We start from the raw sequence: 14,072 nt of genomic DNA, 5'->3' as shown, positions 1-14,072 counted from the left end.
GACAGGGTGACGACAGGCCCCGCGAAGGGTATTACCCGGACCCGTCCATTCCTGGATATGTCCGTTACTGGAACGGTGCCTCCTGGGTACCGGGGACGAGCCGTCCGGCGCCCACCGACGGCGAACCGCTGCCGCCGCCCGGCGCGGCTGCCCCCGCCACCCCGGCCTCCGTGGAGGAGACGGGCCCGCACTTCTTCGACGAGGACCCGGAACCCGCCCCACCCGCGGCGCCCGCGGAGCCTGCCGCGCCCGCCGAGGAGCCGCAGCAGCCGTCTCCGGCCGAGGCCCAGCACGGCAACAGGCCCGAGCCCGCGTCCGCGTGGGGCGCCGACCGGTCCCGGCAGTCCGGCTTCGGCCGTGACCAGAACCGCATCTCCTGGGGCTCGCCTCGCGCGACGGACCCGCGGGCGGCGGGCGACCAGGCGGGCACCGCGAGCGCGGACGGGGCGGCGTCGACCCCGCCGGCCGACGAGGACTCCCCGCAGGGCACGGTGGTCTTCCGCCGCCCGAACGCGGACGCGCGCCCCCCGGCGTCCGGCGGCGCGGAGCCCGCGGAGGCCGAGGGCACCATGAGGTTCCGGTCACCCCTGGCGCACACGGACGCTCAGGCCGCCGCGCAGCATGCACTGGGCCTGAACCCCCAGGCGGCGCCCGAAGCGCCGTCAGGTCCCCAGCAGAGGCCGCATCAGGCCCCGCAGCAGAGCCCGCAGCAGGGCCCGCAGACCGCGGCCCCGGCCGCGGCGGCCACCCCGGCGCCCCCGGCCCACGGCCAGCCGGTCAGCCCCCAGCAGTCGCCCGCAGCGCAGCAGCCGCACCCCGCACAGCAGCCGCTCGCTCCGGCCCCGGCGCAGCCCGGCGGCTCCTTCTCGCAACAGGCCCCGTCCGCCGTGCCCCCGCAGTCCGCCGGGCCCGCCGCGACCCCCCTCAGCCAGGGAGCCGGGGGCGGACAGCCCTCCTGGGCACAGCAGGTGCACCAGCTGGCGGGCGCGGAGGGGGAGCAGAGCGTCGCGCCGTGGAAGCCGGTCAACGAGGACCCGTTCCAGGCGGCCGCCCGAGCCCAGGCCGCGGCCCGGCCCGCGGGGCTCGGCAAGCGGCTGGCCGCCCGGCTGCTGGACACGCTCGTCGTCCTCGCCGTCACCGGTGCGGCAGCCGTGCCGCTCGGCACAGCGGCGGTCGACCACGTCAACGAGAAGATCGACGCGGCCAAGCTGTCCGGCGAGACCGTCACGGTCTGGCTGCTCGACGGCACGACCTCCGTCTACCTGGGCATCATCCTCGGCGTGCTGCTCGTCTTCGGCGTCCTCTACGAGGCGCTGCCCACCGCCAAGTGGGGCCGTACCCTCGGCAAGAAGCTGCTCGGCCTGGAGGTCCGCGACATCGAGGGCCACGAGCCGCCGACCTTCGGACTGGCGGTGCGCCGCTGGCTCGTCTACAGCGTTCCGGGTCTGCTCGGCATCGGCGTCGTCGGCGTCCTGTGGTGCGTGTTCGACCGCCCGTGGCGCCAGTGCTGGCACGACAAGGCGGCCCACACGTTCGTGGCCGGGTAGCGCGGGCCGGTTCGCACGGCGGCTGTACGGGCTCGTAACGAACGGCTGTACGGGCTCGTACGAACGGCTGTACGCGCTCGTACGGCGGCTGTTGCCCCGGGCTAGTTACCGCGGCCGTACGGGCTCCTACCGCGGCCGTACGGCCCCGCACCGGCCCGCACCGCTGCGGTACGGGCACACGCGGTCGCAGGTGCACAGGCGTACGGAACTTCGTACTCCGGACGGCCCCGCGCCGGATGCGGAGCCGGAGGGTTCGCGGTCGACTCGGGCCATGAGCACCGAACCGCCGCCCCCCGGCTCCGGTCAGGCCCCGGACGACCGGTCGGGGAAGGAGCCACCGCCCCCTTCGGGTTCGCCGTACGACGCCCCGCACGGTCATGAGCCCCCGCCCTACGCGGGCGATCCGTACGGCGGCGGCCCCTACAACACCGACCCGCTCGCCGGCATGCCCCCGCTCGCCGGCAGCGGCAAGCGCGTGCTCGCCCGCATCATCGACATGGTGATCGTGGGCATCGTGGCGGTGCTGCTGGGGTGGGCGTTCGGGCTCATCCAGTACACGACGTCCGCGGAGCGCATCCAGTACGCCAAGTCCCTGGGGCAGGAGGTGATCGTCGCCGTCCTCTACGTCGCGTACGACACCTTCTTCACGGCCAGGAACGGCCAGACCCCCGGCAAGCAGCTGATGAAGCTGCGGACGGCCAACCTCTCCGACGGCTCCACGCCCACGACGCAGACCTCGCTGCTGCGGGCGGCCGTCCTGTGGATCCCGTTCGCGTTCTGCTGCGCCTGCATCTGGACCATCATCGCGGGCGGCTGGAGCTTCTTCGACAGGCCCTACAAGCAGGGACTCCACGACAAGGCGGCCAAGACGGTGGTGGTCAGCACCGCTTGACCGCCGGGCCTCAAGGGCGTGGGAGGTACCCCTGCTCGCCGCACCGGGCACAGGCCCGGGTACATCCCGTACCAGGGCCTGCACCCGGCACGCCGGGAGCACGTGCCCACGCAGACATCAGCCGCTGCCCGCCACCTCGGGCGGACCGGGGGTACCTCCCACGCCCTTCAGGCAGTGGGGGAGGGAGTTCGACGACAGGACCGTTGGCGACAGGAGGCGACAGGTCTGTTGGCGACAGGACCTACCGCGGGGCCGGAACGCGCTCCTGCGCCGCGGACGCCACCGGAACCCGGTGCTCGCCCGCGGGCGCGGTGGTGGCGGCCGGTGTCTTCTTCGGCAACGGCACGGTCATCGCGACCAGCAGCCCGAGCGCGAGTGCCGAGACGGCGATCGCCGTGATCGCCAGGCCCGAACTCGTCTGGGACAGCAGCAGCATGGCGAGGGTGGACAAGATCACGGTGCAGGAACCGTAGGCGAGCTGTGCGGTCGTCGGACGAGGCATGTCAATCGTGTCCTCGGGTGGGGGCTCCCCGTGCCTCTCACATTGGGGGAGTATGCGGATACGAATCAAAGGTGCTGTGGCGGTATCGACTTGGCATTCCGCCGATTCCGGACGTTCCTCCAATCGACTCTAATCGCCAGGGTGCCCGAGCGGAACGGCGGGTAAGCGTGACCTAATCGACGGTGCCGGTGCACGGGGGGCGCACGGAGTCATGGAGTCCGCCAAGTGGACACGTGTGCGCGCCGGGTGAGGGGTCCGCACGGGGTTCAGTACGGGCTTCAACATCACGTCCGGATAACGAACAGTCGGCCCATATAGTGCAGTTGACCTGCGCAAGTCAAGGTCTGTTTTTTGTTCCGAAACTCCGGTCGAATGACGTCACTTGACTACACGCGTATACCGCGCGCGGACCCTCCAGGATCATGGACCCTCCTCCGCGCGAGTCGGGCGCGGGGGAGGACCTCAAGTGACCAGTAGAACCTGGACGTTCAGAGCGACGGCGATCGGCGTCGCGTTCGCCGCAGCCGCCGCGACGTTCTCGACCTTCGCGGTGGCACAGGCCGCCGACGAGGGCACGTCGACGGCGGCGGCCGTGGACCGCCGCGACCCGGCGGACCGCGCCAAGCAGGAGCACGACCTCGAAGGCCCCCTGAGCAAGACGCAGGAAGCCCAGCGCGAGGAAGCCCTGAAGCAGGTCATATCCGGCGACGCCACGGTCAAGAACCGTGACGGATCGCAGGTCGTGCAGCTGCAGGGCAACAAGGGCGACAGCAAGTACGTCGAGCTCGGCCGCGAGAAGACCGACAAGATCTTCACGATCCTCGTCGAGTTCGGCGACGAGATAGACAGCCGCTACGGCGGCACCCCGGGCCCGCTGCACAACCAGATAGCCGAGCCCGACCGCGCCAAGGACAACAGCACGGCCTGGCAGGCGGACTACAACCAGGAGCACTTCCAGGAGCTGTACTTCGGCACCGGTGACAACACCGAGTCGGTGAAGAAGTACTACGAGAAGCAGTCCTCGGGCCGCTACTCGGTCGACGGCGAGGTGTCCGACTGGGTCAAGGTCCCCTTCAACGAGGCCCGTTACGGCAACAACGCGTGCGGCCAGACCAACTGCGCCAGCGTGTGGAACGTCGTCAGCGACGGCGTCAAGGCCTGGGTCGCCGACCAGAAGGCGTCCGGCAAGTCCGACGCCGACATCAAGGCGGACCTGGCCCAGTACGACCAGTGGGACCGCTACGACTACGACGGCGACGGCGACTTCAACGAGCCCGACGGCTACGTCGACCACTTCCAGATCGTGCACGCCGGTGAGGACGAGTCGGCCGGCGGCGGCGCGCAGGGCGAGGACGCGATCTGGGCCCACCGCTGGTACGCGTTCGGCACGGACGCGGGTGCCACCGGCCCCGAGGGCAACAAGCTCGGCGGCGCCCAGGTCGGCGACACCGGCATCTGGGTCGGCGACTACACCATCCAGCCGGAGAACGGCGGACTCGGCGTCTTCGCCCACGAGTACGGCCACGACCTCGGTCTGCCGGACCTCTACGACACCAACGGCGGCGAGAACTCCACCGGCTTCTGGACGCTGATGTCGTCCGGCTCCTGGCTCGGCACCGGCAAGAACGAGATCGGTGACCTGCCCGGCGACATGACCGCCTGGGACAAGCTGCAGCTCGGCTGGCTCGACTACGACACGGCGAAGGCCGCGACGAGTTCCCAGCACAAGCTGGGTCTCGCCGAGTACAACACCGAGAACAAGCAGGCCCTCGTGGTCGAGCTGCCCAAGAAGACGGTCACCACCGAGATCGTGGAGCCCGCGCAGGGCGCGACGCAGTGGTGGAGCGGCAGCGGCGACGACCTCTCCAACACCCTGACCCGTTCCGTGGACCTCACGGGCAAGTCCTCCGCCTCCCTGACGCTCGACGGCTGGTGGGACATCGAGGCGGGCTACGACTACCTCTACACCGAGGTCTCGACCGACGGTGGCGCCAACTGGACGGCCGTCGACGGCACGGCGGACGGCGCGGCCATCAGCCGTGACGGCAGCGGCAAGCCGGCGCTGGACGGCACGTCGGAGACGTACAAGAAGCTGGCGTACTCCCTCGACGCGTACGCGGGCAAGAAGATCGACCTGCGCTTCCGCTACGCCACCGACGGCGGTGTGGCCCTCAAGGGCTTCGCGGCCGACTCCATCTCCGTGACCGCGGACGGCTCGGCCGTCTTCTCGGACGACGCGGAGAGCGCGGACGCGGCCTGGACCGCCAAGGGCTTCTCGCGCATCGGGGCGTCCATCACGGACGACTACGCGCAGTACTACATCGCCGAGAACCGTCAGTACGTCTCGTACGACAAGACGTTGAAGGTCGGCCCGTACAACTTCGGCTTCTCGACGACGCGTCCGGACTGGGTGGAGCACTACCCGTACCAGAACGGCCTGTTGATCTGGAAGTGGGACACCTCGCAGGCGGACAACAACACCAGCGTGCACCCCGGCGCCGGTCTGGTCCTGCCGGTCGACGCCCACCCCGAGGCCCTGAGGTGGACGGACGGCACGCTGATGCGCAACCGCATCCAGGCCTACGACTCGACGTTCACCCTGTCCCGCACGGACGGGATCACGCTGCACAAGGCGGGCGTCGCGACGAAGATCGCCTCGAAGAAGGGTGTGTCGACGTTCGACGACCACGCCAACACGTACTACGACGAGTCGAACCCCGCGGGTGGTGTGAAGATCACTGACACCAACACCAAGATCAAGATCGTCAAGGAGGCCCCGGACGGCTCCACGGTCTCGCTCCAGGTGGGCCCCGCGGTGAAGTAGTCCATATCTCCGCAGGTCAGAGACGTATCGGCCGCGACCCCTTGGCGGGTCGCGGCCGATCGTGTTTAGGTGCGTCCTGTGGCTCTCTTATTGACACTGACGCGCACGGGGGTGTGACTGCATGGCCGCAGGAGGTTTCTGCAAGCTGCCGAACGGCACGGTGGTGGTGGCACTGAACCTGCCCACGCCCACCTCTCCGGGCACCGCCCACGGCGTCGCCCCGGTCCGCATCCTGGTCCACGCGGCGAACCGCGCCCGAGCCCTCACCCGGCTCCGCAACCTCGGCATGCGAGCGGTGTACCTCCGTGGAAACACGGCACCCCCGACCCCGGACGAGATCACGGCGGTACTGCACCACCCGGACGGCCTGATATGGCGCACGGACAGCGAAGCCGTCACGCCCCCTGAGCTGTGGCGCCCGATCAGGTCCCTGCTGAGACGACCGGCGGCTCGGATGTAGGGGGATTACGGGTTTGCGGGGCGGCTGCGGGTTGGTTTGTGGCTGGTCGCGCGGTTCCCCGCGCCCCTTAGGGGGGCGGAGCCCCGAAGAGGGGGCGAGCATCCCCTGGGCCGACCCCGTACGTACCGTCCCGCCCGGCCGGACCCGGCCGGTCAGACCACAGGCTTGCCCGAGAGTTCCACGCCCGCCTCACGCATCTCGTCCAGGGCCTTCTCCGTCGTCTCCTCGGAGACACCCGCCGTGAGGTCGAGAAGAACCTGCGTACGGAAGCCCTCCCGCGCCGAGTCCAGGGCGGTCGCCTTCACACAGTGGTCCGTGGCGATGCCCACCACGTCCACCTCCTCGATCCCGCGGGCGCGCAGCCAGTCGGCGAGACCGGCGCCGTTCTCGTCGACGCCCTCGAATCCGCTGTACGCGGCGGCGTACGCGCCCTTGTCGAAGACCGCGTCGACCGCGCCGGAGGCGACCGCAGGGGCGAAGTTCGGGTGGAAGCCCACACCCTCCGTACCCGCCACACAGTGGGCCGGCCAGGAGTGGACGTAGTCGGGATTGTCGGCGAAGTGCCCGCCGGGGGCGATGTGGTGGTCGCGGGTCGCCACGACGTGGCGGTACCCGGCGGGGGCCTGCCCGATCAGCTCAGTGATCGCGGCGGCCACATCGGCACCCCCGGCCACCGCGAGGCTGCCCCCCTCGCAGAAGTCGTTCTGCACATCTACGACGATCAAGGCGCGGCGCATGGTCGGTGTCCTTCGACTATGGGGTCGGTAGGTAGGGGGTACAGGGGCCTGGCCTGCGAATCATGGAACACGCGTTTTGAATCACGTGTCACGAATCACGATGAAATACCGAGCCTAGAGACTTCGGGTACGGGGCGGGAGGGGGCACGAGACGGCGGTTCCGCGCGCGGGGCGCGCTGCCGGTGCATGCCCGCACGGCTCGCGTTCATGCACGGTCGCACGGGGGCGCGCGATCGCTGCGGCCGGTATCCGCCCCCGGCGGCGCGTCGGCCCCGTCCGGGGCAGTGCGTCACGCGGTCCGTCAGACGTCGGTAGCGTCCGTCACGCGTCCGTCACGCGTCCGTAGCCTCCGTCACGCGTATTCCGTCGGAAGGACCGCCTCCCCTCGCGAGAGCTGCGTCGCCGAGATGGGCAGGTTCGCGAGGGCGGACGCGTGCCGGTCCCGTACGGCGTCCAGCGGCTCACGGGCGACGACCTGCCCGCCCTTGACCAGCTCCACCTGGAGGAGCCGGTCCTTCAGTTCCTCCGGCACGGGCCCGGTGCCGATCACCTCGGTCTCCGCCACCCCGTGCTCGTCCCGTCGCCGTGCCGCCCACTTCCGGCCACCGACGGACGTCTTTCCGCCGGACGACTTCTTCGCCACGGGGACGAGCGGAGCCCCGGGCGCCGCGGACCTGGCGCGGGCGACGAGCTTGTAGACCATCGAGCACGTCGGATGGCCGGAACCCGTCACCAACTGGGTGCCCACGCCGTACGCGTCCACGGGCGCCGCTGCCAGCGAGGCGATCGCGTACTCGTCGAGGTCCGAGGTCACGATGATCTTCGTCCGGGTCGCCCCCAGCTCGTCCAGCTGCTGCCGGACCCGGTGCGCGACCAGGAGCAGGTCGCCCGAGTCGATGCGGACGGCTCCCAGCTCCGGCCCGGCGACCTCCACCGCCGCACGGACCGCCTCGGCGACGTCGTACGTGTCCACGAGAAGCGTGGTACCCCGTCCGAGCGAGTTCACCTGTGCCTGGAAGGCGTCGCGCTCGCGGTCGTGGAGCAGGGTGAAGGCGTGGGCGGAGGTGCCCACGGTCGGGATGTTGTAGCGGAAGCCCGCCGCCAGGTCGGAGGTCGAGGTGAAACCGCCCACGTACGCCGCCCTGGACGCGGCCACGGCCGCCAGCTCATGGGTGCGCCGGGCGCCCATCTCGATCAACGGCCGGTCCCCGGCGGCGGAGGACATACGGGACGCGGCCGCAGCGATCGCCGAGTCGTGGTTGAGGATGGAGAGGATCACGGTCTCCAGCAGCACGCATTCCGCGAAGGAACCCTCCACACGGAGGACGGGCGAGCCCGGGAAGTACACCTCACCCTCCGGATAGCCCCAGATGTCGCCGCTGAAGCGGTACGAGCCCAGCCAGTCGAGTGTCGGCCCGTCCACGATCGCGTGCTCACGCAGGAAGCCCAGCACATCCGCGTCGAACCGGAAGTTCTCCACCGCGTCCAGCACCCGTCCCGTGCCCGCCACGACGCCGTACCGCCGCCCCTCGGGCAGCCGCCGGGTGAAGACCTCGAACACCGAGCGACGTTTGGCGGTGCCCGCCGCGAGCGCGGCCTCCAGCATCGTCAGCTCGTACTGGTCCGTGAAGAGCGCCGTCGACGGCACGTCCACCGGAAGCCCCAGATCCGCTATGCCCACCAGAGTTCTCCTAGCCTGCTTCGACAGGGATGGCGCCCCGCCCGGTTCCTGGGGGATGTCCCCCCGTCCTTGCTTCTCGGGGGCGGCCCGTCGCGCGGTGGCGCTCGGACACGGTGTCCCCCGGTCAAGGATCAATACGGCTTCGAGGGCGATCGTACTCGGAAATCGTCAGACTGACGATTTCGGGGGCCCGTTTGTGCGGGTGCCCCCCTGTGGTGGCAGCATGGGCCGTGTGACGGCTCCCGCACCCCTAGAGATCGAAAAGACCGAGTCGGCGGAGGAGGCCTTCGCCGTCCCCGAGCCCGACGTCCCGTGGGTGACGATCGTCCACAACGACCCGGTCAACCTCATGAGCTATGTGACGTATGTCTTCCAGACGTACTTCGGCTACTCCAAGGACAAGGCCACCAAGCTCATGCTGGACGTGCACCACAAGGGGCGTGCGGTGGTCTCCAGCGGATCGCGCGAAGAGATGGAACGCGACGTACAGGCCATGCACGGATACGGTCTGTGGGCCACCCTCCAGCAGGACCGCAAGTAGCACCACCCGAAGCGGCGCCCCACGCGGTGCCCCACGGGGGAGACGAACAGCACACCTCCAGCCGGCCGGAAGCAGCGAACCCACTCCATGCCAGGACACTTCGAACCGACCTCCGGCGGCGGCGCGGCCGTCGCGCTCGACGAGGTCGAGATCTCCATCATCCGCTCGCTTGCCGTGCAGCTCCTGGAGCTGATCGGCCCCGGCCCCGCCGAGGAAGCCCCCGGCGACCCGCTCGCCGAACTGTTCACCAACGGGCCGAGCGAGCCCCCGAAGGACCCCGTGCTCCAGCGCCTCTTCCCCGACGCCTACGGCGGACCCGCCGGCGAGACGGTCTCGCCCGAGGAGGCCGAGGAGCAGCGCCAGTACTCGTCGGAGTTCCGCCGCTTCACCGAGAACGACCTGCGCGCCGGCAAGCGTGAGAACGCCCTCGCCGTGATCCGCTCCCTGGACCGGCTGACCACCGCGGGCGACGGCGGCGCCGTGCTGGAGCTCACGCCCGAGGACTCCCGGCAGTGGCTCGGCTGCCTCAACGACCTGCGCCTGGCGATCGGCTCCCGCCTCGACGTCACCGAGGAGGAGGACACCGACCTCCTCTACCGGCTGCCGGACGAGGACCCGCGCAAGCCGATGGTGATGGCGTACCTCTGGCTGGGCGGCCTCCAGGAGACGCTCGTACAGACTCTGACGACGTAATCCCGGACACCCTGGCGCGCGGTGGTCCAAACCGCGCTGGCCGCGGTGGTGCGTGGTGATGCGCGGTGGCGCGGGGTCGGATCTGTGGCTCACCGCCGTTCCACGCCTCCCGGCGCAGGCCGCGATCCGCTCTCTTCGCGTTCGTTCAGTGTTCGCTCAGCGGTCGCTCAAATCCGGATAACGATCGCGTCACCGTTGCGGCCAGGTATGGCGTTTCGGGCGCCCTTTGTCCTCTTCTTCCGATGGTGTGCGCCACATCGTGGCCGGTTGATCAATGGTGCGGCCGTGATAAATCTTCACGACCGCCTGCCGGGGCACCATCCATGCCCCGGCGGGTGCGCCACCAGGCCGGCGGACCGCCGGCAGGCACGGGCGGGCTCGCGGGCCCGCCCAGCTCCATCACATCCGGGGGGGATCGGAACCCGATCCGCGGCCGAGCAAGGCCCGGGTCGGCGTGGAGAAAGGGCGCACCACACATGACCTCAGCGCAGGTCGACCAGCAGTACGACGACCACGACCGCAATGGAGTCGTGAGCGGCGACGCTCCCGAAGAGGGGTACGAGCGAGGGCTCGGCAGCCGCCAGGTCCAGATGATCGCGATCGGCGGCGCCATCGGCGTCGGACTCTTCCTCAACGCCGGGGCGAACATCGCCAAGGCGGGACCGAGCCTCATCCTGATGTACGCCATCGCGGGCGTGATCATCTTCTTCATCATGCGGGCGCTCGGCGAACTGCTCCTGTACCGCCCGGTCTCGGGCTCCTTCGCGGACTACTCCCGAGAGTTCCTCGGCCCGTTCTTCGGTTACTTCACCGCCTGGACGTACTGGCTGATGTGGGTCGTCACCGGCATGGCGGAGCTGACCGCCGCCGCGATCTACATCCACTACTGGTTCGAGTCGATCCCGCAGTGGGTGTCGGCCCTGGTCTTCCTGGTCGTTCTCTTCGTGGCCAACCTGATCTCGGTGAAACTGTTCGGCGAGATCGAGTTCTGGGCCTCGATGATCAAGGTCACCGCCCTCATCGGCATGATCGTGATCGGTCTGGGCGTGCTCACCTTCGGCTTCAGCGCGGCCGGCGACACCGCCTCCGTCTCCAACCTGTGGGCCTTCGACGGCTTCTTCCCCACGGGCATCGGTTCGTCCCTGATGACCCTGCAGGGTGTCATGTTCGCCTACCTCGCCGTCGAACTCGTCGGCGTCACGGCCGGTGAGTCGGAGAACCCGGAGAAGACCCTCCCCAAGGCGATCAACACCCTGCCCTGGCGCATCGCCCTCTTCTACGTCGGCGCCCTCACCGTCATCCTCTGCGTGGTGAAGTGGACCGAGTTCGCGGAGGGTGTCAGCCCCTTCGTGAAGGCGTTCGCGGTGATCGGCATCCCGGCCGGCGCCGGCATCGTCAACTTCGTCGTCCTCACGGCCGCCCTGTCCTCCTGCAACTCGGGCATGTACTCCACGGGCCGCATGCTGCGCAACCTCGGAACCAACGGCGAGGCCCCGAGGGCCTTCACCCGGCTGTCGGCGACCAAGACCCCGGCCCTCGGCATCACGGTCTCCGTCGCCTTCATGGGCATCGGCGTGATCCTGAACTACGTCGTCCCCGAGAAGGCCTTCGCCTACGTCACCTCCGTGGCCACCGCGGCCGGCATCTGGACCTGGCTGATGATCCTGATCAGCCACGTCCTGTACCGCCGCGCGGTCGAGGCCGGCCGCCTGCCCGCCTCCTCCTTCCCGGCCCCGGGCGGCGCGGTGTGCAGCTGGATCGCCATCGCCTTCCTCCTCTTCGTCACCGGCCTCATCGCGTACGACGCCGACTCCCGCGTCTGCCTCTATGTGATGGCGGGCTGGGCGGCCGCCCTGGCCGTCGGCTGGTTCGTACTGAAGTCACGGAACCCGGAGGTCGCGGCCCGCCGAGGGCAGGAGTTCGAGAAGGCCAGCTAGCCGACCCTGCGGACGCCCGCCCGAAGGGGGTCGCTCAGCATGTGGGCAGCCCCGTACCACTCCTCGGTACGGGGTTGCCCTTCTGCTTATCCTGACCGACATGCTGACCATCACCCAGGACCTCGTCGACCGGATCGTCGCGCACGCGCGCAAGGACCACCCCGACGAGGCGTGCGGCGTCGTCGCGGGCCCGGCGGGCTCGGGCCGCCCCGAGCGCTTCATCCCCATGCTCAACGCGGCCATGTCGCCCACGTTCTACGAGTTCGACTCGGGCGATCTGCTCAAGCTCTACCGCGAGATGGACGACCGCGACGAGGAACCGGTCGTCATCTACCACTCCCACACGGCGACCGAGGCCCACCCCTCCCGCACGGACATCTCGTACGCGAACGAGCCGGGCGCCCACTATGTCCTCGTCTCGACCGCGGACACGGACGGGCTCGGTGAGTTCCAGTTCCGCTCGTTCCGGATCGTGGAGGGCGAGGTCACGGAGGAGGAGGTCAAGGTGGTCGAGTCGTACTGATCAGGGGCTGATCATGGCGATCTCAACCACCGGGCGAAAACTGTCCGTATCGCGAGATCACACTCTGGGTCCCCGGTAGGGAATCGATACGATGAGCCCATGGTTTTCCACGACGTGAGCGAGAAGACGCCGGGCGCACTGCTCGTGGCGCGGCTGCACGTCGACCTGTGCAGGCTTGCCAGCGCTATCTGTTGACGCCGACCCCTGCCGCCGTACGGCCGTGAGCCGCGGCGTCCGACCTGCGTACGAGGCGTCCGGTCCACGTGTCCACGTACGAAACGCACATCGCGCTGCCGCGCGCCCACCGACCTCACTTCTTCCGACAGGAGCCCGCAACCATGGCCATCGAGGTCCGCATCCCCACCATCCTCCGCCAGTACACCGACGGTCAGAAGGCGGTGGAGGGCTCCGGGGACACCCTCGCCGAGCTCTTCGCCGACCTCGAAACCCGGCACGCGGGCATCCAGGCCCGTCTCATCGACGAGAACACCGGCGGCGAACTCCGCCGCTTCGTCAACGTGTACCTGAACGACGAGGACGTCCGCTTCCTCGACGGCATCAACAGCAAGGTCGCCGACGGCGACAACGTGACGATCCTGCCGGCCGTGGCCGGCGGCATGGCCTGATCGGCCGCTGGTTCCCCATGCGTTACGACTCCCCGCTGGCCGCGGTAGGCAACACTCCTCTGGTGCGCCTGCCGCGGCTCTCGCCGTCCGCCGACGTCAGTATCTGGGCCAAGCTGGAGGACCGGAACCCGACGGGTTCGATCAAGGACCGCCCGGCCCTGCACATGATCGAGCGGGCGGAGAAGGACGGCCGCCTCACGCCCGGCTGCACGATCCTGGAACCCACCTCCGGCAACACGGGCATCTCCCTGGCCATGGCGGCGAAGCTCAAGGGCTACCGCATGGTGTGCGTGATGCCCGAGAACACCTCGCAGGAGCGCCGTGACCTGCTGGGCATGTGGGGCGCGGAGATCATCTCGTCGCCGGCCGCGGGTGGCTCCAACACCGCGGTCCGGGTGGCCAAGGAACTGGCCGCCGAGCATCCGGACTGGGTGATGCTGTACCAGTACGGCAACCCCGACAACGCGGGGGCCCACTACGCGACGACGGGTCCGGAGATCCTCTCGGACCTTCCCTCCATCACCCACTTCGTGGCAGGTCTGGGTACGACGGGCACCCTCATGGGCGTCGGCCGGTATCTGCGCGAGAACAAGCCGGACGTGAAGATCGTCGCCGCGGAGCCGCGGTACGACGACCTGGTGTACGGGCTGCGGAACCTCGACGAGGGCTTCGTTCCCGAGCTGTACGACGCGTCCGTCCTCACCACCCGCTTCTCCGTCGGCTCCGCCGACGCGGTCACCCGCACCCGCGAGCTGCTGCAACAGGAGGGCATCTTCGCGGGCGTCTCCACGGGGGCCGCCCTCCACGCGGCGATCGGCGTCGCCACGAAGGCCCTGAAGGCGGGCGAATCGGCGGATGTCGCCTTCGTCGTCGCCGACGGCGGCTGGAAGTACCTGTCGACGGGCGTCTACACGGCGACGACGACGGAGGAAGCGATCGAACGGCTGCAGGGCCAGCTCTGGGCGTAAGGGCGCATCGGCCTGAACAGGCCTCGTCCTCAAACGCCGGACGGGCTGACCATCAGCCCCTCCGGCGTTTGAGGAGCGGGGGTCCGGGGGCCGGCCCCCGAAACGGGGTCAAGGGGGCGGCGCCCCCTGGTGGGGTTGAAG

The 14,072-nt window shown here is 69.7% G+C and carries 14 protein-coding genes; 11 read left to right on the top strand and 3 right to left on the bottom strand.

The features are described 5' to 3' along the window. Positions 1-1,547 (top strand): RDD family protein (locus FPZ41_RS38705; RefSeq protein ID WP_152868511.1); only part of this gene is annotated, 1,547 nt, incomplete at its 5' end. 271 nt (positions 1,548-1,818) lie between these two features. Beyond that, positions 1,819-2,439, top strand: a complete 621-nt coding sequence (locus FPZ41_RS38700; protein WP_152868508.1) for an RDD family protein — start codon at positions 1,819-1,821, stop codon at positions 2,437-2,439. A 241-nt stretch (positions 2,440-2,680) separates the two neighbouring features. On the opposite strand, the gene FPZ41_RS38695 is transcribed toward FPZ41_RS38700, so the two are convergent. Beyond that, positions 2,681-2,941 (bottom strand): hypothetical protein, encoded by a 261-nt coding sequence (locus FPZ41_RS38695; protein ID WP_152868506.1) that lies wholly within the window; start codon positions 2,939-2,941, stop codon positions 2,681-2,683. Between the two features lie 466 nt (positions 2,942-3,407). Between FPZ41_RS38695 and FPZ41_RS38690 the strand changes: the two genes are divergently transcribed. Next, positions 3,408-5,765, top strand: a complete 2,358-nt coding sequence (locus FPZ41_RS38690) for an immune inhibitor A domain-containing protein (protein WP_322621277.1) — start codon at positions 3,408-3,410, stop codon at positions 5,763-5,765. A gap of 121 nt (positions 5,766-5,886) precedes the next feature. Next, on the top strand, positions 5,887-6,225 hold the full coding sequence (locus tag FPZ41_RS38685) for a hypothetical protein (protein WP_152868503.1): 339 nt from the start codon (positions 5,887-5,889) through the stop codon (positions 6,223-6,225). Between the two features lie 152 nt (positions 6,226-6,377). Here the strand turns inward: FPZ41_RS38685 and FPZ41_RS38680 are convergent, their stop codons facing one another. Both FPZ41_RS38680 and FPZ41_RS38675 read right to left on the bottom strand, forming a co-directional pair. Continuing rightward, positions 6,378-6,962 carry an isochorismatase family protein gene (locus FPZ41_RS38680; RefSeq protein WP_131567554.1) on the bottom strand — a complete coding sequence of 195 codons (585 nt, stop codon included), beginning with the start codon at positions 6,960-6,962 and terminating at the stop codon, positions 6,378-6,380. Between the two features lie 352 nt (positions 6,963-7,314). Then, positions 7,315-8,643 (bottom strand): nicotinate phosphoribosyltransferase, encoded by a 1,329-nt coding sequence (locus tag FPZ41_RS38675; protein ID WP_322621276.1) that lies wholly within the window; start codon positions 8,641-8,643, stop codon positions 7,315-7,317. A gap of 223 nt (positions 8,644-8,866) precedes the next feature. On the opposite strand from FPZ41_RS38675, the gene clpS reads away from it, so the two are divergent. The 7 genes from clpS (at position 8,867) to FPZ41_RS38645 (ending at position 13,931) form a co-directional block, all read left to right on the top strand. Continuing rightward, on the top strand, positions 8,867-9,184 hold the full coding sequence (clpS, locus tag FPZ41_RS38670; protein ID WP_152868500.1) for an ATP-dependent Clp protease adapter ClpS: 318 nt from the start codon (positions 8,867-8,869) through the stop codon (positions 9,182-9,184). Positions 9,185-9,271: 87 nt separating this feature from the next. Beyond that, positions 9,272-9,877 carry a DUF2017 domain-containing protein gene (locus FPZ41_RS38665; protein WP_152868498.1) on the top strand — a complete coding sequence of 202 codons (606 nt, stop codon included), beginning with the start codon at positions 9,272-9,274 and terminating at the stop codon, positions 9,875-9,877. A 476-nt stretch (positions 9,878-10,353) separates the two neighbouring features. Next, positions 10,354-11,814: an amino acid permease gene (locus FPZ41_RS38660; RefSeq protein ID WP_152868496.1), complete on the top strand. Its 1,461-nt coding sequence runs from the start codon at positions 10,354-10,356 to the stop codon at positions 11,812-11,814. Positions 11,815-11,914: 100 nt separating this feature from the next. Continuing rightward, positions 11,915-12,337, top strand: coding sequence for a Mov34/MPN/PAD-1 family protein (locus FPZ41_RS38655; protein WP_152868494.1), 423 nt, complete (start codon positions 11,915-11,917; stop codon positions 12,335-12,337). Positions 12,338-12,436: 99 nt separating this feature from the next. After that, a complete protein-coding gene (locus tag FPZ41_RS50035; RefSeq protein WP_309504872.1) occupies positions 12,437-12,532 on the top strand; it encodes a putative leader peptide in 96 nt (31 codons plus the stop codon). A gap of 143 nt (positions 12,533-12,675) precedes the next feature. Next, positions 12,676-12,963 (top strand): MoaD/ThiS family protein, encoded by a 288-nt coding sequence (locus FPZ41_RS38650; protein ID WP_131567564.1) that lies wholly within the window; start codon positions 12,676-12,678, stop codon positions 12,961-12,963. Positions 12,964-12,980: 17 nt separating this feature from the next. Continuing rightward, positions 12,981-13,931 carry a PLP-dependent cysteine synthase family protein gene (locus FPZ41_RS38645; RefSeq protein WP_152868492.1) on the top strand — a complete coding sequence of 317 codons (951 nt, stop codon included), beginning with the start codon at positions 12,981-12,983 and terminating at the stop codon, positions 13,929-13,931. Positions 13,932-14,072 lie beyond the last annotated feature (141 nt).

This window comes from Streptomyces acidicola (assembly GCF_009377235.1).
Taxonomy (GTDB): domain Bacteria; phylum Actinomycetota; class Actinomycetes; order Streptomycetales; family Streptomycetaceae; genus Streptomyces; species Streptomyces acidicola.
The sequence above is the reverse complement of the archived record's forward strand: the minus strand, read 5'-3'. Positions and strand labels throughout refer to the sequence as shown.